At 63.3% G+C, this 18,876-nt stretch carries 20 protein-coding genes; 3 read left to right on the top strand and 17 right to left on the bottom strand.

Annotated features, from left to right (window positions below; all coding sequences use genetic code 11):
- Position 1: 1 nt before the first annotated feature.
- The 14 genes from E4680_RS07120 to E4680_RS07055 form a co-directional block, all read right to left on the bottom strand.
- The gene (locus tag E4680_RS07120) at positions 2 to 862 is read right to left on the bottom strand and encodes an FAD/NAD(P)-binding protein (protein ID WP_135281710.1); all 861 of its coding nucleotides are present in this window, start codon (positions 860 to 862) and stop codon (positions 2 to 4) included.
- Entirely contained in the window at positions 855 to 1,304 is a 450-nt protein-coding gene (locus E4680_RS07115) for a cyclic nucleotide-binding domain-containing protein (protein ID WP_135281709.1), read from the bottom strand. Before E4680_RS07115 ends, E4680_RS07120 begins: the two co-directional genes overlap by 8 nt.
- The gene (locus tag E4680_RS07110) at positions 1,291 to 2,445 is read right to left on the bottom strand and encodes a 4Fe-4S dicluster domain-containing protein (RefSeq protein ID WP_135281756.1); all 1,155 of its coding nucleotides are present in this window, start codon (positions 2,443 to 2,445) and stop codon (positions 1,291 to 1,293) included. The genes E4680_RS07115 and E4680_RS07110 overlap by 14 nt, the downstream gene beginning before the upstream one ends.
- 183 nt (positions 2,446 to 2,628) lie before the next feature.
- A complete protein-coding gene (gene der / locus E4680_RS07105) occupies positions 2,629 to 4,044 on the bottom strand; it encodes a ribosome biogenesis GTPase Der (protein ID WP_240696146.1) in 1,416 nt (471 codons plus the stop codon).
- Positions 4,037 to 5,194: an outer membrane protein assembly factor BamB gene (bamB, locus tag E4680_RS07100; protein WP_167792423.1), complete on the bottom strand. Its 1,158-nt coding sequence runs from the start codon at positions 5,192 to 5,194 to the stop codon at positions 4,037 to 4,039. Before bamB ends, der begins: the two co-directional genes overlap by 8 nt.
- On the bottom strand, positions 5,191 to 5,829 hold the full coding sequence (locus E4680_RS07095; RefSeq protein ID WP_167792422.1) for a YfgM family protein: 639 nt from the start codon (positions 5,827 to 5,829) through the stop codon (positions 5,191 to 5,193). Before E4680_RS07095 ends, bamB begins: the two co-directional genes overlap by 4 nt.
- Before the next feature lie 33 nt (positions 5,830 to 5,862).
- Complete coding sequence (hisS, locus tag E4680_RS07090) at positions 5,863 to 7,155, bottom strand: histidine--tRNA ligase (protein WP_135281706.1); 1,293 nt, start codon at positions 7,153 to 7,155, stop codon at positions 5,863 to 5,865.
- 65 nt (positions 7,156 to 7,220) lie between these two features.
- Positions 7,221 to 8,198: a RodZ domain-containing protein gene (locus tag E4680_RS07085; RefSeq protein WP_167792421.1), complete on the bottom strand. Its 978-nt coding sequence runs from the start codon at positions 8,196 to 8,198 to the stop codon at positions 7,221 to 7,223.
- The gene (gene pilW, locus E4680_RS07080) at positions 8,179 to 8,910 is read right to left on the bottom strand and encodes a type IV pilus biogenesis/stability protein PilW (RefSeq protein ID WP_135281704.1); all 732 of its coding nucleotides are present in this window, start codon (positions 8,908 to 8,910) and stop codon (positions 8,179 to 8,181) included. Before pilW ends, E4680_RS07085 begins: the two co-directional genes overlap by 20 nt.
- Positions 8,907 to 9,998, bottom strand: coding sequence for a dual-specificity RNA methyltransferase RlmN (gene rlmN / locus E4680_RS07075; protein WP_135281703.1), 1,092 nt, complete (start codon positions 9,996 to 9,998; stop codon positions 8,907 to 8,909). Before rlmN ends, pilW begins: the two co-directional genes overlap by 4 nt.
- Positions 9,999 to 10,031: 33 nt before the next feature.
- On the bottom strand, positions 10,032 to 10,460 hold the full coding sequence (gene ndk / locus E4680_RS07070; RefSeq protein ID WP_135281702.1) for a nucleoside-diphosphate kinase: 429 nt from the start codon (positions 10,458 to 10,460) through the stop codon (positions 10,032 to 10,034).
- 121 nt (positions 10,461 to 10,581) lie between these two features.
- Entirely contained in the window at positions 10,582 to 10,905 is a 324-nt protein-coding gene (locus tag E4680_RS07065; RefSeq protein ID WP_135281701.1) for a HesB/IscA family protein, read from the bottom strand.
- A gap of 139 nt (positions 10,906 to 11,044) precedes the next feature.
- The gene (locus E4680_RS07060) at positions 11,045 to 11,914 is read right to left on the bottom strand and encodes a GIDE domain-containing protein (RefSeq protein ID WP_135281700.1); all 870 of its coding nucleotides are present in this window, start codon (positions 11,912 to 11,914) and stop codon (positions 11,045 to 11,047) included.
- A 6-nt stretch (positions 11,915 to 11,920) separates the two neighbouring features.
- Complete coding sequence (locus E4680_RS07055) at positions 11,921 to 12,502, bottom strand: LemA family protein (protein WP_205688797.1); 582 nt, start codon at positions 12,500 to 12,502, stop codon at positions 11,921 to 11,923.
- 38 nt (positions 12,503 to 12,540) lie between these two features.
- Between E4680_RS07055 and pyrC the strand changes: the two genes are divergently transcribed.
- Both pyrC and rnt read left to right on the top strand, forming a co-directional pair.
- Entirely contained in the window at positions 12,541 to 13,611 is a 1,071-nt protein-coding gene (gene pyrC / locus E4680_RS07050) for a dihydroorotase (protein WP_135281699.1), read from the top strand.
- Positions 13,608 to 14,279 (top strand): ribonuclease T, encoded by a 672-nt coding sequence (gene rnt, locus E4680_RS07045; RefSeq protein WP_135281698.1) that lies wholly within the window; start codon positions 13,608 to 13,610, stop codon positions 14,277 to 14,279. The genes pyrC and rnt overlap by 4 nt, the downstream gene beginning before the upstream one ends.
- Here rnt and grxD read toward each other — a convergent pair.
- From grxD to E4680_RS07030, 3 genes are all read right to left on the bottom strand, one after another.
- Positions 14,267 to 14,605 (bottom strand): Grx4 family monothiol glutaredoxin, encoded by a 339-nt coding sequence (gene grxD, locus E4680_RS07040; protein WP_135281697.1) that lies wholly within the window; start codon positions 14,603 to 14,605, stop codon positions 14,267 to 14,269. The genes rnt and grxD overlap by 13 nt on opposite strands.
- Before the next feature lie 129 nt (positions 14,606 to 14,734).
- Positions 14,735 to 16,942, bottom strand: coding sequence for a heavy metal translocating P-type ATPase (locus E4680_RS07035; RefSeq protein WP_167792420.1), 2,208 nt, complete (start codon positions 16,940 to 16,942; stop codon positions 14,735 to 14,737).
- Positions 16,943 to 17,045: 103 nt separating this feature from the next.
- Positions 17,046 to 17,246 carry a CopZ family metallochaperone gene (locus E4680_RS07030; RefSeq protein ID WP_135281695.1) on the bottom strand — a complete coding sequence of 67 codons (201 nt, stop codon included), beginning with the start codon at positions 17,244 to 17,246 and terminating at the stop codon, positions 17,046 to 17,048.
- Between the two features lie 317 nt (positions 17,247 to 17,563).
- On the opposite strand from E4680_RS07030, the gene thiI reads away from it, so the two are divergent.
- On the top strand, positions 17,564 to 18,862 hold the full coding sequence (gene thiI / locus E4680_RS07025; protein WP_135281694.1) for a tRNA uracil 4-sulfurtransferase ThiI: 1,299 nt from the start codon (positions 17,564 to 17,566) through the stop codon (positions 18,860 to 18,862).
- The last annotated feature ends 14 nt before the right edge of the window (positions 18,863 to 18,876 follow it).

The raw sequence follows: 18,876 nt of genomic DNA, 5'->3' as shown, positions 1-18,876 counted from the left end.
GTCACAGCTCCCGCACGTCGAAAATGTCAGCCACCTCGTCGTAGCGCAGCACCGGGCCGTCGCGGCACAGGATGTAGCGGCCCCACTGACAATGCCCGCAGGTGCCAACGCCACACTGCATGTTGCGCTCCATCGAGACGAAGATTCGCTCATCGCCGACACCGCGTTGCTGCAAGGCCAGCACAGCGAAACGCATCATCGGTTCCGGGCCGCAGAGCAAGGCTATCGCGCTGGCCGAATCGAAATCGGCGCGCTGCACCCGCTTGGTCACCACCCCGACGTGGCCGCGCCAGGCCGGCCCGCCACGATCGACCGTCACCTCGACCTGCAGATGCGGACGGCGCGACCAGGCAATCACATCGTCCCGGAACAGCTCGCTTTGTGGATCGCGGCAGCCGATCAGCAGAAACACGCGCTGGAAAGCCAGCGGGTTTCGCATGGCGTAGCACACCACGGGACGCAATGGCGCAAGACCAATGCCACCCGCGACCAAGACCAGATCGCGCCCGAGGGCGGTTTCCACGGGCCAAGCCGTGCCGAAGGGTCCACGCACGCCGATGGTGTCGCCCTCGCGCAAGGTCTGCATGGCCCGCGTGACCCGCCCCACTGCGCGCATGGTGTGCATCAGCGTCCCGGATTCGGCCCCGTTCCCGCTGATCGAGATCGGCACCTCGCCCACGCCGAAGGCATAGAGCATGTTGAACTGTCCGGGCCGGTAGGCCGGAACCGCGCCTGTTTCAGGACGGATTTCCCAGGTGAACACGCTCCCATCGGGGGTTTCATCGCGGCGGGACACGATGCGCCACGCCGCCGGCACCAATGCGGCATTGGACTGGCTGCAATCGGCCACCTGATTAGCCATAAAGGTCCGAGAGCTGCATGCGGGCTGCCTGCAGGCGCTGGACGACGACCTCGAGCAGGCCGCGCGTGACGGCATAGCCGACCGCGCTGTCCGCCTGCATTGCCTGGCGCAGACAGTCAGCATCAAAGGCCAGCACGCGGGTGGGAACACGGGCGACGGCGTCGAAATGCCAGCGATGCGGCGGCAAGAACCAGGACCAGCCCACCGCGTCGCCTTTTCCCAGCGTCTCCAGCGGTGCGTGCCCGACCGGAGCATCGGCGATCTTGATTTCAACCTGCCCGTCCAGAATCAGGTAGAACGTCGCCGCCACCGCGTTTTGCCGCAGTAGAAAGTCACCGGGTTCGAACGCTTCTTCGCGGCCACAGGCTGCCAGCGATGCACGGACCTGGGGCGCCATGCCGGCGCAGAATGCGTGGCTCGCCAGCTGATCAACAAGATCCATGATCACTCTCCGAAGGCGCCGTGACGCCGTGGGTCTGCGCCGGCGTGGCACGCAGGGCCGCCACTTCCGCCGTGATGTCGATCCCGACCGGACACCAACTGATGCAACGCCCGCACCCTACGCATCCTGAACTGCCGAACTGATCGTGCCAGCTGGCGAGCTTGTGGGTGATCCACTGCCGGTAACGCGACGCGATGCTGCCTCGCACACTGCCGCCCGGTAAATGGGAAAACTCCGGATTGAAACACGATTCCCATTCCTGGCGGCGCTCCGCGGTTCCGCCCACTGGATCCACCGCATCCACCACGCGGGTGCAGTAGCAGGTTGGACACACCGCCGTACAGTTGCCGCAGGCCAGACAGCGCGATTCCAGGCTTTCCCAGTGTGGATCATCGAGCTTCTGATAGAGCAATTCGCGCACACCCTGGGCCGGCATGCGCGTCGCCATCTGGTCGCGCGTCCCGGCCCAGACCTGCTCGGCGGCTTGCCGGTCCGAAGGCTGCGCAGGCGTTGCCGGAAGCTGGCCAAGCAATTCCGCACCCCGCGCCGAACCGGCTTCGACATGCCAGCGCACGGTACCCGCGGATGAGACCAGCTCGGTCAGTGCCAGATCGAACCCGGTCGTGGCGCGTGGACCGGTGCCCATGTCCGCGCAGAAACAGGTTCCCCCCGCTCGGCCGCACTGCACGGCTACGACAAACATGGCCGCACGGCGTCGCTGATAGCTTGCATCGGCGTGCTCGGCATCCGCCAAAACGCGATCCTGCACCGACAGCGCTGCCAGTTCACAGGGTCGTACCCCGATCAACGCCGTCGGCGGTGGATTTTTGACAAGGGATTCGAAATGGAGCCGGCCGTCCGGCGTGCGGGAGATGCGAACCTGGGATTCGGTGGCCGGATGGGTAAACCGTTTCCAGCTGTGCGGCCCGACCGTGTGATCGAACAGGCGGTTCTCGTCGATGCGATGATGGAGTCTGTAGTAGCCGGGTCTCTGCTCGTCATGCCATCCCCTCGGCAGCGACTCGACCCCCGTCAACGTGTCATACACAATGACGCCGTCGCGAACCGTGGGGCCCACCACGGCATGCCCGGCGGACATCAGATTGTCCAGCAAACGCTCGAGTCCAGGGAGATCCAGCATGGCTTCAGGCACATCCACCTCCCCGTTCTGGCTACCGTCCACGAAGGTCATTGTGGCGATCCATCGAGACCACTGACTTGATTCAGATCAATTGCGCCCAAGGCGGATCAAGCCATGCCCAAGCCTAACATGCCTGGGTAGGTGGGAAGGGGGTTTGCCGGTGAATAAAAAGTATTTAGATACTTATCCGAGCTTCTTGTAGTGCTTTATCATGCGCCGCCGCTTGTTGATCTGCCGCACACTCAACTGGTTACGGACCCCTTCGTAGGGATTTTCTCCGGATTTGAATTCGATGCGCATCGGCGTACCTGCCAATTGGAGCGATTTTCTAAAGAAGTTGACCAGGAATCTCCTGTAAGCATCTGGAATATTTTCAGTTTGATTGCCGTGAACAACGATAACCGGCGGCTGGCGACCGCCTTGGTGGGCATAGCGCAGCTTGATTCGTCTTCCACGCACCAGCGGCGGTTGATGCACAGTGGTGGCTTCCTGCAACAGCCGGGTCAGCTGCGGCGTGGACAGATCTGCCGAACCTGCGGCATGCGCCGCCTTGATGGACGTAAAGATGCCGCCGATTCCAGAGCCGCGCAGAGCGGAAATGAAATGGGTCTGCGCAAAATCAGCAAATGGCAAGCGCCGCAGCAATTCCTCCCGGATGCGCTCCCGGGCCCCCGGTGAAAGCCCGTCCCATTTGTTGACGGCCAGAACCACCGCCCGCCCGCGTTCGATGACCAAACCCAGCAGACTGGCGTCCTGTTCGGTGACCCCTTCACGTCCATCAAACAGAAACAGCACCACGTCAGCCGCATCGATCGCTTGCAGCGTTTTGACGATGCTGAATTTCTCGATCGGCTGATCCACACGGGCACGCCGCCGCACACCAGCCGTATCGACCAGGACATAGTCCTGATCGGCTCGTGTAAACGGTACGGCGATGGCATCCCGGGTGGTGCCGGGAATCTCCGAAGCCACCAGTCGGTTCTCGCCAAGGACGCGGTTGATGAGGGTCGACTTGCCCACATTGGGGCGCCCCACCACCGCAACCCGAATCGCGGTATCCGAAGACTTGCGCTCCGGCGCAACGGCCGACGGCAAAACCGTGGCAACGGTCTCCATGAGCGTTGCGACGCCCTGCCCGTGGGCTGCGGACACGGCATGGACCGACCCCAGCCCCAACGAAGCGAAATCGGCGTCAACGTTGCCTTCCGATAATCCTTCACTCTTGTTGGCAACCAGAAATACGGGCTTGCCGGCACGACGCACCCGCTGCGCCAGGATCTCATCCTGGGCGCTCAGACCATCCCGGGCATCCACCAGAAACAGAATCGCGTCCGCCTCGTCCAGGGCCTGATGGGCCTGCAATGCACTCAGCGCATCAAGCCCTTCGGTATCTCCCGACAAACCACCGGTATCGACAGCCAGGTAAGGTACCGGCCCAATCCGGCCATAACCATACTGACGATCGCGGGTCAGGCCAGGGAAATCCGCTACCAGAGCGTCACGGCTGCGGGTGAGCCGATTGAACAAGGTCGACTTGCCGACATTGGGGCGCCCCAGCAAAACGACAACCGGCAATGAGGCCAGCGACACGTTACTCACGAGCGATACTTAATGCCGCTAGCCGGCCGCTTCGGCCTTGTACCACGACGGTGTTCCCGCCGGTCACCAGTGGCATGGCACTGATTCCCTTGCGATCGACACGCTCTTCGGCCACCACGCGACCGGTTTCCCGATCCAGCCAGAACACATAGCCCTCAGCATCGGCCACGACGACATGACCACCGACAATCACGGGCGCCGTCAGCACACGATAGCGCAGCGCGTCCTGATTCCACAGCCGATCTCCGGATTGAAGGTCGAGCGCACTGACCCGCGACTGATCATCCACCTCGTAGATTTCCTCACGGCTCGCAGCGAGACTCTGATAAGACGAGGCTTCCCGCTCCCAAACGCGCCGTCCGGAACGCAGATCGAAGCCAGCGATCTTGCCTTGGAAGGTCGTCACAAACAGTCCACCTGCCAGAAGCGCGGGATCACCATCGATATCGACCAGTCGCTCCACCTCGGAACGCCCGGTCGGCAAGGCCACCGTCTCCTCCCACACCAGACGTCCGTCGGTGAGCCGCAACGCGATCACCTTGCCATTATCCAACCCCACCATGGCGAAGCCGTTTTCCAGCAGGGGGGCCCCCGTGCCACGCAGTGTGAGTGCCGGGACCGTACTCTCGTAGACCCATCGTGTCGAACCATCCTCAAGGTTCAGACCGGTGACGCGCCCATCCAGGGTCCGGACCACCACCACCCCTTGATCGGCGCGCGGTGCGGCCAGTACTTCACTGCTCATCTGCCGACGCCAGCGGACTTCGCCGTCACCAGCTGCCAGTGCGAGAACCTCGCCGTCCAGGGTTCCCACCAGCAACGTGTCCGCGACCCAGGTCGGGCCAGCCGCGATACGGGTTTTGGTCTTCACCCGCCACACCTGCTCCCCTTTCCCGGGATCGACCGCAATGACCCGACCATCCGCGCTGGCAGCGTAGATTCGGCCATCACCGGTGGATGGCGCCAAATAAGGGAATCGTTCTCCACTTTTCCCGCCGACATCGACATCCCAGAGCCATCGGACCGACTGTGCTTCCGCGATCTCCGGCAAGGGCGCCGGCAGATCGACCGTTTGGCGGCGCCCACCCAAGGCATTGCATCCGGCCAGGCCGATGCTCAGCGCGATGATCAACCCGAAACGCGCTTTCACGATGCATCCCCTCCCAGATCATTCAGCTTCAGTTCAATGAGACGCGCATCCAGTTCAGCGGCCTCAGCCGCCCGCAGACCCGCCTGGTAAGCCTGTCGTGCCTCATCCAGGCGCCCAAGCGCGCGCAACGCATCCCCCTTCAACTCCTCCACCAGTGGACGGAAAGAAGACGCGTCGTCAAATTCCTGCAACGTATCCAGGGCCGCTTCCGGCATCTGCTGTGCCAGCTGGACCTGCGCCAGACGGACCCTCGACAATGCGCCAAGCGGCGCCTGCTCGGCCATATCGACCGCTTTCTGCAAGGCCTGACGCGCAGCATCCAAATCGCCCTGATCCACGGCCTGCCGGGCTAGCATGAGTTCCGCCAGAACGGCATAAGGAGAACGGGGAAACCGCTCCTTCAAGGTTTGTTCCAGCGACTGGACAGACGCCACATCACCTCGCTCGAGGGCGATGTTCAACTGCTCATAATACTCGGCGGCCTTGATCGATTTGGTGGTTTGGTTGCCCTGATAGAATCGCCAACCCAGAACCAGCGCCAAGCCGAAGACAAGACCCGCAAGCAGATAATTCCCGTAATCCTGCCACCAGTGCTTGAGCCGATCTAAATCATCGTCGTCATACTGCTGCGCCAAAACCGCTGCTCCTTGCCGAAAAGTGGTGATTGATCACTCGGATGCCAGACCGTCGCCGATCCCCTGACCGACCAGCCAGGGCGCAAGTTCCGTCAACGGGATACTGTATTGCGGCAGATTCTCCCGCAACGGCTTGACCTGCACGCGACGATCCGCCCATTCTTGCTCTCCCAGAATCACGGCAAAGCGAGCACCGCTGCGGTCGGCCCGCTTGAGCTGGGCCTTGAAGCTGCCGCCACCACAGTGCTGCATCACGCGCGCACCCTTGATGCGCCGCAGCTCCTCTGCGAGCTGCAATGCCGGCGCCGCCAACCCCTCACCCGCCCAAACCAGATAGCAGTCCGGCGCGGCGGACGACGGCTCATGACCGCTTTCCTCCAGCAGCGCCACGACCCGTTCGACGCCCAAGGCAAAGCCGACTGCAGCGGTCTCACGGCCACCCAATCGAGAGACCAGACCGTCATAGCGGCCGCCGGAGCACACCGCATCCTGCGCCCCCAACCGATCGGTCACCCACTCGAACACCGTATGGGTGTAATAATCCAGGCCGCGGACCAAACGCGGGTTGTGGACGTAGGCCACCTTGGCACCGTCCAACAGTTCGCATAGCCCGTCAAAGTGCACGCGCGAAGCTGCATCCAGACTGTCCGGCAGGCTCGGTGCCGCCGCGATCAGCTCAGCGAGAACAGGATTCTTGCTGTCCAGAATCCGGAGCGGATTGGTGTGAAGCCGGCGACGACTGTCCTCGTCGAGATCGCCTTTATAGCGACTGAAGTAGCCGATCAGGCGCTCGCGATAGGCCAAGCGGCTTGCTGGCGTACCCAAGCTGTTGATCTGTAAAACGACCGCGGAAATGCCCAGTGTTTCCCAAAGCCTGGCACACAACACGATCTGCTCGGCGTCCACATCCGGTCCGGGCATGCCAAAGGCTTCCACCCCGATTTGATGGAACTGCCGGTAGCGCCCTTTCTGGGGACGTTCGTGGCGAAACATGGGACCCGCATACCAAACTCGATGGGACGCACCTTCCTGCGCCAGCAGGCCGTTTTCGATCATCGCGCGTACGCAACCGGCCGTCCCCTCCGGGCGCAGGCTGAGACTGTCTCCGCCCCGGTCGATGAAGGTGTACATTTCCTTTTCGACGATATCGGTGACTTCGCCGATGGAGTGCTGGAACAAGGCGGTGCGTTCCACGACGGGCAGGCGGATTTCCTGATACCCTCGGGCAAGCAGCAAACCGGCAGCGGCCGTCTCCAGATCACGCCATCGAGGCGTTTGGGTCGGCAGGATATCGTTCATGCCGCGCACGGCGGTCAAGGCGGTCAAAGTGAACTCCTGAAATTCGCGATCGGGTTGTGGTCAAACAGCGCGGCTGGCGCAGCAGGGCGTCGTCATTGCGGCCGATCCAGCTTGAATCGCGCCACGGTCGAATTGCCCACGATCGCAGACATCGCGACGGGCGTCCCGTCAACTTCGACCGAAACTCCGGGGGCATAGCCGAGATAGACCGAGAACGGTGGCGTCCCGCGCACTTCCTGTTCACTGCCGGCCTTGGCCAAGCGATAAACCAACTGACGCCCCCGTGCATCACGCACTTCCGTCCAACAGTCATCCTGATAACGAAGTTTGAGCACGGCGGTGCTCGCGTCAGCCTCGAAAGCCGGCGCCAGCTCAGCGGATGCCGTGAGAGGAACAGGGTCAGCCGGCGGAATCGGGGTGGGCCGGGTCGCTTCGAGCGCACTGGGGGGCTCATTTTGTGGCCCGTCTGGGGCGGTCACGCTGGTGGGTGAGTCCAGGGCGGAGTCGATGGCTGACGCGGCGGATTCCCCTGACGACGGCTCGAGGGAATCGAGAGACGAATCCACGGCCGGCGATCCGTCCGGTGATTCCACCGGACGGATCGCCGTATCGGTTTGTCCCGAAGAGTCCCCGATATCGACGTCCGAAGCGGGCTGCATCCACCAGAAGGTCGCTCCGCCCAGGAGGACCAAGACCAGAATCACCGATGCCAGTTGACGCCCACGCTTCACGTCGTTCAAATCGATCGCCTGCCGCCGGTGCGGGGGAAGCGGCTGCGCAGCTTGCCGATCGGGGATACGGCGCTCGAAATCCTGCAACACAGCGCCTTCGTCAATTTCGACCAACGCAGCGTAACTGCGCAGATAACCTTTAACGAACAACGGCGGCGGCAGTTGCTCCAGATCTTCCGCCTCGATGGCTTCCACCATTCGAGGCGACAGACGCAGCGCATCGGCGACGTGCAGCGCATCCAGACCCCGGGCCTCGCGGCCAGCCCGCAATATCGCGCCGAAACCGACAGCGCCGTCCGGCTTGTCATTCCCAGGAGCGTCAGGGGAGGAAAACGTCATCGCCATAATCCTTTTTCAGCCTCGCGGCCAAGCGACCAGCAATCTCGGTATTGCCGAGTGCGGATTCGATCCGATACGCCAATTTCAATGATTCGCGGTTCGGGGCGACCAGTTGGTGATACCGTTCCAGATGGTCGCGAGCCATTGCCGTCCGCCCCTGCTCCATGGCCAGGCTCGAGAGTTCGAACCAGGCCGGCGCGAATCGCGGATCCGCCCGGGTTGCCTGATCCAGATAGGCGCGGGCCTTGGAAAGATCAGGCAGTTTGCGCAGACAGACGGCGGCATTGGTATAGGCAAATGCCGGCGTCGAATAGGCGGGATCGGCAATCGCAGCGAGAAACTCCGATTCTGCCGCGCGCAGCTTGCCCTGGGCGCACAGGAATGCGCCATAGTTGTTGTGCGCCGCGCCCGCGCTCTTGGCCAAGGCAATGGCCCGCCGGTAGTTCACGTCCGCCTTTTCATACTGGGCGAGACGCGCATAGGTTTCAGCCATCCCCAGATAAGCCTCGGAAGACTGACGGTCGAGCTCCAAGGCCCGCTCGAACTTCTCCAGCGCCACGGAATACTGCCCGTTCTCGAGATAGCCGTATCCCAGTCGTAGGCTGTAATGCAGGGCGTCGGCTTCGTTGCCGCGGGGCGGCGCCTTTGCCGAACAGCCCACGATGACCATGGCCGTGACGATCATCATGACCCATACGCGAACGCCACTCATGCGCGAATCTCCGGGCGCACATCCAGGCGGCGCAGGCGGTTGTGCACCTGTCCGGCCAGTTGGCCGCAGGCTGCATCGATGTCATCGCCGCGCGTCCGCCGCACCGTCACGATGTACCCGCGATTGAGCAGCAATTCCTGGAATCGGCTCACGGCTGCCGGCGAGGAGCGGCGATACGATGTTCCGGGAAACGGATTGAACGGAATCAGGTTGATCTTGGCCGGAACGTCCGCCAGAAGGCCGGCAAGCCGGTCGGCATGAGCGGGTGTGTCGTTGATGCCGTCGAGCATCACGTATTCGAAGGTGATGTGACTGCGCGCACTTTTACCCGACATGTAGCGCCGGCAGGCCGCCATCAGATCGGCGATCGGATACTTGCGATTGATCGGCACCAACTCGTCGCGCAGGGCGTCATCGGGTGCGTGCAGGGACACCGCCAAGGCTACATCACATTGCGCCTTGAGCCGGTCGATCGCCGGCACGATTCCCGAGGTGCTGACAGTGACACGACGCTTGGACAGGCCATAGCCCATGTCGTCGAGCATGATGTTCAGTGCCGGCACCACCGCGGGCAGATTGAGCAGCGGCTCCCCCATCCCCATCAGCACCACATTGCTGATGATACGCTCACCATCGGGCGTGTAGCCGAGCGCCCGGTTGGCGACCCAGACCTGCCCGATGATTTCCGCCGTCGAAAGGTTGCGATTGAACCCCTGATGGCCAGTTGCGCAGAAGGTGCAAGCCATTGCGCAACCAACCTGGGAAGACACGCATAAGGTCCCCCGGTTCTGTTCGGGAATGAAGACCGTTTCGATGGCATTGCCACCGTCGACGCGCAGGAGCCATTTGCGCGTGCCATCGGCCGATTGCTGATCGACCAGAACCTCCGGAGGATGGACATCCCCGACCTCGGCCAAGCGCCGACGCAGCGGCTTGGCCAGGTTGCTCATGGCGTCAAAATCGGCCTCGCCGCGCTGGTGGATCCACTGCATGAGCTGCTGGGCGCGGAAGGGCTTTTCGCCGAGCGCCACGAAAAAGGCGGTCAGTCCATCCCGGTCCAGACCGAACAAGGCGGTTCTATCCGACATCCCGCACCTCCCGCACCCGCACGCTGCCCGCCATCAGGAGCGCGGACACAGCTCCAGGTCACTGAAGAAGTAGCGAATTTCCGCAGCGGCGGTCTCCGCGCCATCGGAGCCGTGGACGGCGTTGGCGTCGATGCTATCGGCAAAATCGGCGCGGATCGTACCGGGATCGGCCTTCTTCGGATCCGTGGCACCCATCAGCGAGCGGTTCTTGGCGATGGCATCGTCGCCTTCCAGAACCTGAACCATGACCGGACCGGACACCATGAAGCTGACCAGATCCTTGAAGAACGGACGCTCGCGGTGAACGGCATAGAACCCCTCGGCCTGCTGCTGGCTTAGCTGCATCATGCGTGCCGCAACGATGCGCAGTCCGGCCTGCTCGAAACGGCTATAGATCTGCCCCACGACATTCTTGGCGACAGCGTCAGGCTTGATGATGGACAGGGTGCGTTCGACGGGCATTCAAACTTCTCCGGCGGTGTTGAAAAAAGCGGGAACGATGATAAAGACCGTAAACAGCATGATACGGTCCAGTCACACGTGGGGCGCTAGTTTAGCTTTCTCGCTTCCACCGGCCAAGCATTCAGAAACTGACACTTTCGCCGCAGCCGCAGCTTTCCTTGACATTGGGGTTGTGAAACTTGAAAGCGGCATGCAACCCCTCGCGAGCATAATCGAGCGACATGCCCTCCAGCCGCGGCAGAAGGTCACGATCGACAACGACGTTCACGCCGTGCTGCTCGAACACCTCATCATTCACTTCAACCGCATCCGCGTAATCCACCACATAGGCCCATCCGGAACAACCGGTTCGCTTGAGGCTCACCCGCAAGCCGAACCCGGCGCCGCGCCGCTGCAGCTGTCGCCGCACTTGGTCCGCGGCCGCTTCGGTCAGAACAATGGACATCTCCGGAATCCTCATCATTTCGTTCAAATCGGGACAATCACTATCGTGTGGCCACGCGCCGCTCGTGAAGTTCCACACCCCCAGTACCGCCATGCGCGGCGAAGCACCGATCGCATGCGACGGCCCAGACCAGCCCTAGCTAGCGAAGGGCCTGTGCCAACAGGGCAAACCCCAGCAGTGCCAAAATCAATCCAGACAGCGCCGCCAGACGGCCCCGGCGAATCAGGTCTTCACCGGATTTCACCGACAACAGATAGGGAGACCCATCGGCTGGCGCCACCACCCGATTCATCGCCGGCTGGCGCGACAACCGCGCTTGCGCCACCTCGACCTCGCGGCGCGCCGCATCGCGGGCCATTTCCCACTCCGCCATGTCGATTCGGCCATCACCATTGCGATCGAAACGCGCGTGCAACCCGGTCTGGTCCTGCTTCCATTCTGCCATCAAACGCTTGAAGGTGGATTGTGCCGTGGCGCCATCGCTCGCCCGACAGGTTTTGAACTCCCCCAATACGTAGATTTTCTGCCCCACCGGCAACAGCTTTTCGGTATAGCGATAGGGCGCTGGGCGCAACCAGCGCCAGCGCACGTCGCGTGAGCCCGGCCGCGGCCAAGGTGTCGATCCGTACCACACCCGGGTTTGCGCCATGACCCGCGCGCCATCGGGCTGAATGGTGCATACCCCGGACCCGTCGTCCAACAGAAAACCGGCATCGCTCCGGCGCTGCGCAACCCGTGTCCATCGCCGCCGCCCGGCGCGGCCCTCATCACGCCGCGAGACACTGCATTCCCACCAGACCGCGGGTTGTGCACTCATCGGCGAGACCAGGAGTTCACCCGGCAAGGGTCGTACATGGCCCACCAGTTCAACGATCCCCTGAGCGGCTGAGCGAACGCGCGATGTGGGGGTATCCCGCACCCAGCGTAGGCGGCGCAGGCTGCCGAACCAGAGGCTGAACCCGCCGATGATCAAGGCGGCCGCAAGGCCCCAGAGTTGCGGGTCGGTCATGGCGTTTCAAGGATCGAACAGCGGTCGCAGCGCAACATCCCGGGTGTGTTCGGATTCGAACCGGAGCAGTTCCGCGGCCTCGAACCCGAACAGCCGCGCGAGTATCACATCCGGAAAGGTTTCGATCCGGATGTTATTGCGATTCACCGACTCATTATGAAATTCGCGGCGGTCAGCAATCGTGTCTTCCAAGCCGCTGATCCGATCGTGCAAATGGCGAAATGCCCGGTCGGCGCGCAACTCGGGGTACTGTTCGGCCACGGCAAAGAGCTGCCCGAGGCCCGCACGCAGACTCGACTCGGCGCTGCCCAGCGCTGCCATGTCGCGTTGCTCGCGCGCCTGACCGACCGCCGCGCGGGCACGGACCACCTGTTCCAAGGTTTCCTGCTCGTGGCGCATATATCGACGGCAGGCTTCCACCAGTTTGGGAAGCTCTTCGTGCCGCTGGCGCAGTACCACGTCGATGTTGGACCAGGCCTTGGACACATTGTGCTTAAGCCGGATCAGGTTGTTATAGAGGACGATGGCATAGATAATTCCCGCCAGCGCAATCCCCGCCAGCATCATCCAGAACAGCTGCGAATCCATATGTATCATTCCTCCCGGCATGCAACCGATCTGTGCCCATGCATGAACTGACCCTGACACGCCCCGACGACTGGCACCTGCACCTGCGCGACGACGTCGTGATGGCCCGTGTGCTGCCGGCCACCGCAGCGGTCTTCGCCCGGGCAATCGTCATGCCCAACCTGCAGCCGCCCGTCACCACCGTCGCGCAGGCTGCCGCCTACCGAGACCGCATCAGAGCCGCCTGTCCGCCGGGCGCCGGCTTCACACCATTGATGACGCTCTACCTGACCGAAGCGACAACCGGCGAGGAACTGCGTCTGGCGGCGCATACGGACTTCATCCACGGGGTCAAGCTCTACCCAGCCGGCGCAACCACCCACAGCGACGCGGGTGTTCGTCATATCGACCGCATTTTCCCTGCGCTTGAGGTGTTGGCCGAAACCGGACTGCCGCTGCTGGTCCATGGCGAGGTGACCGACCCGGATGTCGATGTCTTCGATCGGGAAGCGCGGTTCATCGATACTGCGCTCGAACCGGTCCTCTCGCGCCTGCCGACCTTGCGGGTGGTGTTCGAACACATCACGACGGCCCAGGCGGTGGCCTTCGTGCGCAGCCGCGCCACGGGCCTTGCCGCAACCATCACGCCGCAGCATTTGCTCTATAACCGCAACGCCCTGTTCCAAGGTGGGCTGCGGCCTCACTACTACTGCCTGCCGGTCCTCAAGGCAGAGCGGCACCGCGCCGCCGTTCTGGACGCAGCGACATCGGGCGACCCCCGATTCTTTCTCGGTACCGACAGCGCGCCTCACGCACGCAGCGCGAAGGAAAGCGCTTGCGGCTGCGCAGGCATCTACTCGGCACCGCTCGCCCTGCCGCTGTATGCCGAAGCCTTCGAGCAGATGGGACGGCTGGATCGGCTCGAAGGCTTCGCCGCGTTCCATGGCGCCGACTTTTACGGCTTGCCGCGCAACGCGGAACGCATCACGCTGATCCGCGAGGACTGGTCTGTTCCGGCCAGTTACCCACTTGGATCGAGCGAACTGGTCCCCCTTCGCGCGGGAGAACGCCTCCGCTGGCGCGTCGCCCCGACGCCAAAGCCCGGCAATGGGCAGGAATCGACCGCATGAGTTCCGTCGATCAACCCATGGCGCGACGCTTCCGCGGTTTTCTCCCCGTGGTGGTGGATGTCGAAACGGGCGGCTTCAATGCCGCGACCGATGCTCTGCTGGAAATCGCCGCGGTGCCCTTGGTACTCGACGCGGATGATCTGCTTCAACCCGGTTCGGTGCAGTCCTTCCATGTTCAACCATTCCCCGGGGCGAACATCGAGGCGGCCGCGCTTGCCGTGAACGGGATCGATCCCTACCACCCGTTGCGCCCCGCCCTTGCCGAAGTCGAGGCACTGCGACGTATCTTTGGCGAGGTTCGGCGCCATATGCGGGACGCAGGCTGCCATCGCGCCATACTGGTGGGGCACAACGCCCATTTTGATCTGGGGTTTTTGAATGCGGCCGTGACTCGCTGCGGCGTGAAGCGTAATCCGTTTCACCCGTTCAGCTGCTTCGATACGGCGACCCTTGCCGGAGTGGCCTATGGCCAGACCGTGCTGCGCCGGGCAGCGCTGATGGCGGGCTTGCCCTTCGACCAAGTGTCGGCCCATTCGGCGGGATACGACGCAACACGCACCGCCGAGCTCTTCTGCCAGGTGGTAAACGCCTTCCGTGGCGTTTATGAACAAAACATCCTGAATGCCAGCGAACCAGCCGGCACTGATGCAGAGGCTCAGGCGGACTGAGTCGCCTGGGCGCCTGCCGCATCGATCATCTGCTTCAGTTCGCCACTCTGGTACAGGCCCATGGTGATATCACAGCCACCGATCAGTTCGCCATCGATGTAGAGCTGGGGGAACGTCGGCCAATTGGCATAAACCTTCAGTCCTTCCCGCAGCTCGGGCTCTTCCAGAATGTTCACCGAGGCGAACGGAGCCTTGCACTCCTTGAGGATACCGCTGACCTTGGCGGAAAACCCGCACTGCGGAAAATCCGGCGTGCCTTTCATGAAAAGCAGCACAGGATGCGACTTGAGCAGGGCCTGGATTTGGCCGACCAATGCATCGTTCATCACAATAACTCCTTGAAACTCTGTGGTGCGGGGACATTACGGGGCACCACGACACGGCTCCAACAGCGTATCACAACCGCAGCGGGACGCCATTCATCGCGCCACCGATGAAAGGGCAGCTCGACCGCTTCAACGATCAGGACGAAAGCGTTGCAAACGCAGGGAATTGAAAACCACCAGAACACTCGACAGGCTCATTGCCCCGGCCGCCAACATCGGATTCATCAATAACCCGGCCAGAGGATACAACGCACCAGCAGCCACCGGGATCAGCAGCAAGTTGTAGCCATAAGCCCATACGAAGTTGAGCTGGATGGTCCGACGGGTCCGGCGGGCCAGCGCAATCGCCTGAGCCACCCCGCGCGGATCGCTGCGCATCAACACCACCCCGCCGGTCTCGATGGCGATATCCGTCCCGGTACCCATGGCGATGCCGACATCGGCCCGCGCCAGTGCGGGTGCATCGTTGATCCCATCGCCAACGAAGGCCACGCGCAGTCCCTGCTTCTGGAGTGAATCTACCGCCTCCCCCTTGCCGGTCGGCAGCACCTCCGCGTGGATCCGGTCGATTCCCAGACGCCCGGCGATGGCTTGCGCCGTCGCTTGCTGATCGCCCGTGACCATACCGACCGACAGTCCCATTGCACGCAATGCCGCAACCATTTCGGTAGCCCCGTCTCGCGGCCGGTCCGCGACCCCCAGAACACCCTGAACCACGCCATTGATCGCGATACAGACGGGGGTCTGCGCCGCCGCTGCGATGGTCTGCAGCGCGGCCGTGAAGTCGCTGGTTTCGCAATCCAGCTGCGCCATGTATCGCGGCGCACCCACGGCAACCTCGGCACCGCCGACCATGCCGCGGACGCCCAGCCCGACTGCCACCTGAATGTCGCTTGCCACGGGCCAAGACAGGCCACGCGTCTGCGCCGCACGCACCACTGCCTCGGCGATCGGGTGTTCGCTCATCGCCTCGACGGCGGCGGCCCGGCTCAGCAGCGCCGCGTCACCGCTGCGCGCCTTCAGCGTGGCCACCTCCGGGCGCCCTTCGGTGAGCGTGCCGGTCTTATCGAACAGCACCAGATCCACTTCGGCCAGCAAATCCAGTGCACTGCCGCGACGAAACAGGATCCCGAGATCGCTCCCGCGCCCAGATGCCACCAGGATGGCTGTCGGCGTGGCCAGACCCATGGCGCAGGGACAGGCGATGAGCAACACGCTCACGGCCGTGGTGAAGGCGTAGCTGAGCGCAGGATCCGGTCCGATCAGCAGCCAGACCACAAAGGTGAGTGCCGAAAGTGCCAGCACAATGGGCACGAACACCCCGGCGATACGGTCGGCGAGTTGTTGGATAGGCGGTTTGTCGGCCTGCGCCTCGGCGACCATTCGGACAATCCGCGCCAGCGTCGTATCGGCGCCAACCCGCACGGCCGCCACGGTCAAGGTCCCATCCCGGTTGATGGTTCCGCCGATCAGCTCAGCGCCCACGTCCTTGGCCACCGGAATTGGCTCCCCGGTCACCATGGATTCATCGACGTAGCTGCGGCCGTCCACAACGACGGCATCGGTGGGAATGCGTTCCCCGGGGCGAACCAGCAACCGGTCGCCCGGACGCACCGCGTCGATGCCGACCTCCTGCCAGTCACCGGATGTCCATCGACGGGTAGTCGTGGCCTGCAAGCGAAGCAGTTTGGCGATGGCCATGGACGCCCGACCGCGAGCGCGCGCCTCCATGCCACGCCCGAGGATGACGAGCGTGATGATGACAGCCGCAGCCTCGAAATAGGTCGTTGCTGAACCGGGCGGGAACACGCCGGGTGCAATCAATGCGACGAGCGAATACCCATAGGCAGCCAAGGCGCCGATCATCACCAGACTGTGCATGCCCGGACTGCCATGACGCAGCTCGCGCAGACCACTGCGATGAAACCGTCGTCCGGCCCAGAACACCACGGGCGTCGCGAGTACCCACTCGAGCAGCTGCCATCCCTGCTCATCCAATCGCGCGGCGGTCCACGCATGCATCCCCGGCAGCATCCGGCCCATGGACAGCAGCACCAGCGGTACCGTGAAGGCAAGCGCCAGAATCAGCGGTTGGCGCCATTGCTCTTGCGGTGCCCCTGCCGGAACCGGCCTCGACCCCGAGCCGGTTCGGGGCTCGAAGACATGGGCCTCATAGCCCGCGCGCGCAATGGCCTCGACCAGATCTTCAGGGGTCTGCCCCGCTGGTTGGTAGTCCACAGTCGCTTGATGAGTCGCCAGATTGACGCGTGCGGACTCGACACCCTCGAGTCGCTCAAGCGCCTTTTCGACCCGGCGGACACAGGCAGCGCAGGTCATGCCACCAACCTCGAACCGGGTGGTGATCACCATGTGCGGCGGTGAAGCGCTGCTAGCAAAACCCGCGATTCCAGACCGGGGGTCGGTGGACCTTCCCATCGCCTCAGGAAACCGGCTGGACGTCGTATCCTTCCTCGCGAACCGCCTCGATCAGCTGCGCCAGCTCGGCTGAGCCGTCGATCTCGGCCTGGCCACGCTCCAGGTCCACCCGCACGGCACGCACGCCGGGGATCTGTTCCAGCGCGCTGGAAACGGCCTTCACACAATGACCGCAGGTCATCCCATCGATTTTGAGAACTACCATGACATCCTCACATCTACGCTGCATTCCGAGCAGAACGGCAACTGCCCAGCCTCATGAATTCGTGGCTTGGACCGTAATCCTTTTCATGACGAGTGTCGATCTTGACCGACCATCTCGCCAAGCCCAACCCGACGCGATGCCGGCGCGTCCGCGCTGTGCAAGCGTGTGTGCAATAATGCGCGCCGGCCTTCGTTGAAAAAATGCCACCCTGACACCTGCGCGGCTCACCGCCAGGCAACCGCTCCGCCGACGCCCGGTAGGCGCGCACAGTCCAGTACTGCCCCACGATCCCGTCTTTCGTATCCGAGTGCCTGCCCATGTCCATTCCGTCACCCGCCCCTGCCGTCGCCGATCCCTTTGATCTGGCCAGCCCATTCGAACGACGCATTCTCGTGCATTACGGGGAAGTCGCGCTCAAAGGCCGTAACCGCATCCAGTTCGAGCAGAGCTTGCAGCGCACGCTGCATCATCGCCTGCGCATGGCCGACGTCGATGCGACAGTCGAACTGCGCCATGACCGGCTCTGCGTGCGCCTCCCGCCCGCGCAAACCATACCCATGTCGAACATCACTGCCCTGTTGCGCGAGGTGCCGGGCATCGTCAACTTCGCCCCGGCGTTTCATGCCGGAGTCAGCGCCCTGGACCCCGAGGCGGGTCGCGTCTGGCTGGGGCGCGCACTAATCGCGCTAGCGGCCGATGCACCGCCCCCCGGAGCTGGATTCGCCGTTCGCGTTAACCGCGCCTACAAGAAATTCCCGCTTCCTTCGACCCAACTGGAGCGGGAACTGGGAAGCGCAATCGCGTTGAACACGCCCTGGAAACGGGTCGATCTCACCACGCCGGCGCGGACCTTTCACGTCGACATCCTGCGGGACGGCCTTTACTGCCATATCGGCACACAAGCCGGGCTGGGCGGATTGCCACTCGGTAGCGCCGGCCATGTGCTGGCGCTTCTGTCTGGTGGCATCGACTCGCCCGTGGCCGCCTGTCTGATGGCCAAGCGCGGTTGCACGGTCGATCTCTTGCACATGACGCCGAGCCATCTGGTCCAGCAACAGATCGAAGAGACGCCGGTCGCCGCCCTGGCGCAGCAGATCAGCCGCTACGCCCAGCGTTGCCGGCTGTTCGTGCTGCCCTATACGCACTTCGACCTCGCGATTCCCGGCGATGCGGATGGCTATGGCTTACTGCTGTTCCGTCGCTTTCTCGCCCGCGCCGGTGCCGCACTTGCCTGGCAGATTCGGGCGCGCGCCATGGTTTCGGGCGACAGCCTGGGCCAAGTCGCCTCGCAGACACTGGAAAACCTGGTGAGCACCTCACAGGCGACGGACATGCCCATCCTGCGGCCCCTGATCGCCGACGACAAACAGGAAATCATCAACTTGGCGCGGCGGCTGGGCACCTACGCGCTTTCCCTGGCGCCGTACAAGGACTGCTGCGCCCTGCTGAGCCGCAACCCGCGCACACGCTCGCGGGCCAAGCATCTGGCGGCGCTGGAACAGGAACTGATCCCGGATTACCCAGCGCTCATCCAGCGCACCCTGGATCAACAAACCGTGCTCACCTACGACTGCGGTCGCAGGATCGATGCGCCGGGTGATTCCGACGGGGGTTAACCGGCATTCGGCAG

Source organism: Candidatus Macondimonas diazotrophica, from assembly GCF_004684205.1.
Lineage (GTDB): Bacteria > Pseudomonadota > Gammaproteobacteria > UBA5335 > UBA5335 > Macondimonas > Macondimonas diazotrophica.
The sequence above is the reverse complement of the archived record's forward strand: the minus strand, read 5'-3'. Positions and strand labels throughout refer to the sequence as shown.

Coding starts and splice junctions, on each gene's coding strand:
- E4680_RS07120 (WP_135281710.1), bottom strand. CDS start 862: ATGGCTAATCAGGTGGCCGATTGCAGCCAGTCCAATGCCGCATTGGTG.
- E4680_RS07115 (WP_135281709.1), bottom strand. CDS start 1,304: ATGGATCTTGTTGATCAGCTGGCGAGCCACGCATTCTGCGCCGGCATG.
- E4680_RS07110 (WP_135281756.1), bottom strand. CDS start 2,445: ATGCTGGATCTCCCTGGACTCGAGCGTTTGCTGGACAATCTGATGTCC.
- E4680_RS07085 (WP_167792421.1), bottom strand. CDS start 8,198: ATGACGTTTTCCTCCCCTGACGCTCCTGGGAATGACAAGCCGGACGGC.
- pilW (WP_135281704.1), bottom strand. CDS start 8,910: ATGAGTGGCGTTCGCGTATGGGTCATGATGATCGTCACGGCCATGGTC.
- rlmN (WP_135281703.1), bottom strand. CDS start 9,998: ATGTCGGATAGAACCGCCTTGTTCGGTCTGGACCGGGATGGACTGACC.
- ndk (WP_135281702.1), bottom strand. CDS start 10,460: ATGCCCGTCGAACGCACCCTGTCCATCATCAAGCCTGACGCTGTCGCC.
- E4680_RS07065 (WP_135281701.1), bottom strand. CDS start 10,905: ATGTCCATTGTTCTGACCGAAGCGGCCGCGGACCAAGTGCGGCGACAG.
- E4680_RS07060 (WP_135281700.1), bottom strand. CDS start 11,914: ATGACCGACCCGCAACTCTGGGGCCTTGCGGCCGCCTTGATCATCGGC.
- E4680_RS07055 (WP_205688797.1), bottom strand. CDS start 12,502: ATGGATTCGCAGCTGTTCTGGATGATGCTGGCGGGGATTGCGCTGGCG.
- pyrC (WP_135281699.1), top strand. CDS start 12,541: ATGCATGAACTGACCCTGACACGCCCCGACGACTGGCACCTGCACCTG.
- rnt (WP_135281698.1), top strand. CDS start 13,608: ATGAGTTCCGTCGATCAACCCATGGCGCGACGCTTCCGCGGTTTTCTC.
- grxD (WP_135281697.1), bottom strand. CDS start 14,605: ATGAACGATGCATTGGTCGGCCAAATCCAGGCCCTGCTCAAGTCGCAT.
- E4680_RS07035 (WP_167792420.1), bottom strand. CDS start 16,942: ATGACCTGCGCTGCCTGTGTCCGCCGGGTCGAAAAGGCGCTTGAGCGA.
- E4680_RS07030 (WP_135281695.1), bottom strand. CDS start 17,246: ATGGTAGTTCTCAAAATCGATGGGATGACCTGCGGTCATTGTGTGAAG.
- thiI (WP_135281694.1), top strand. CDS start 17,564: ATGTCCATTCCGTCACCCGCCCCTGCCGTCGCCGATCCCTTTGATCTG.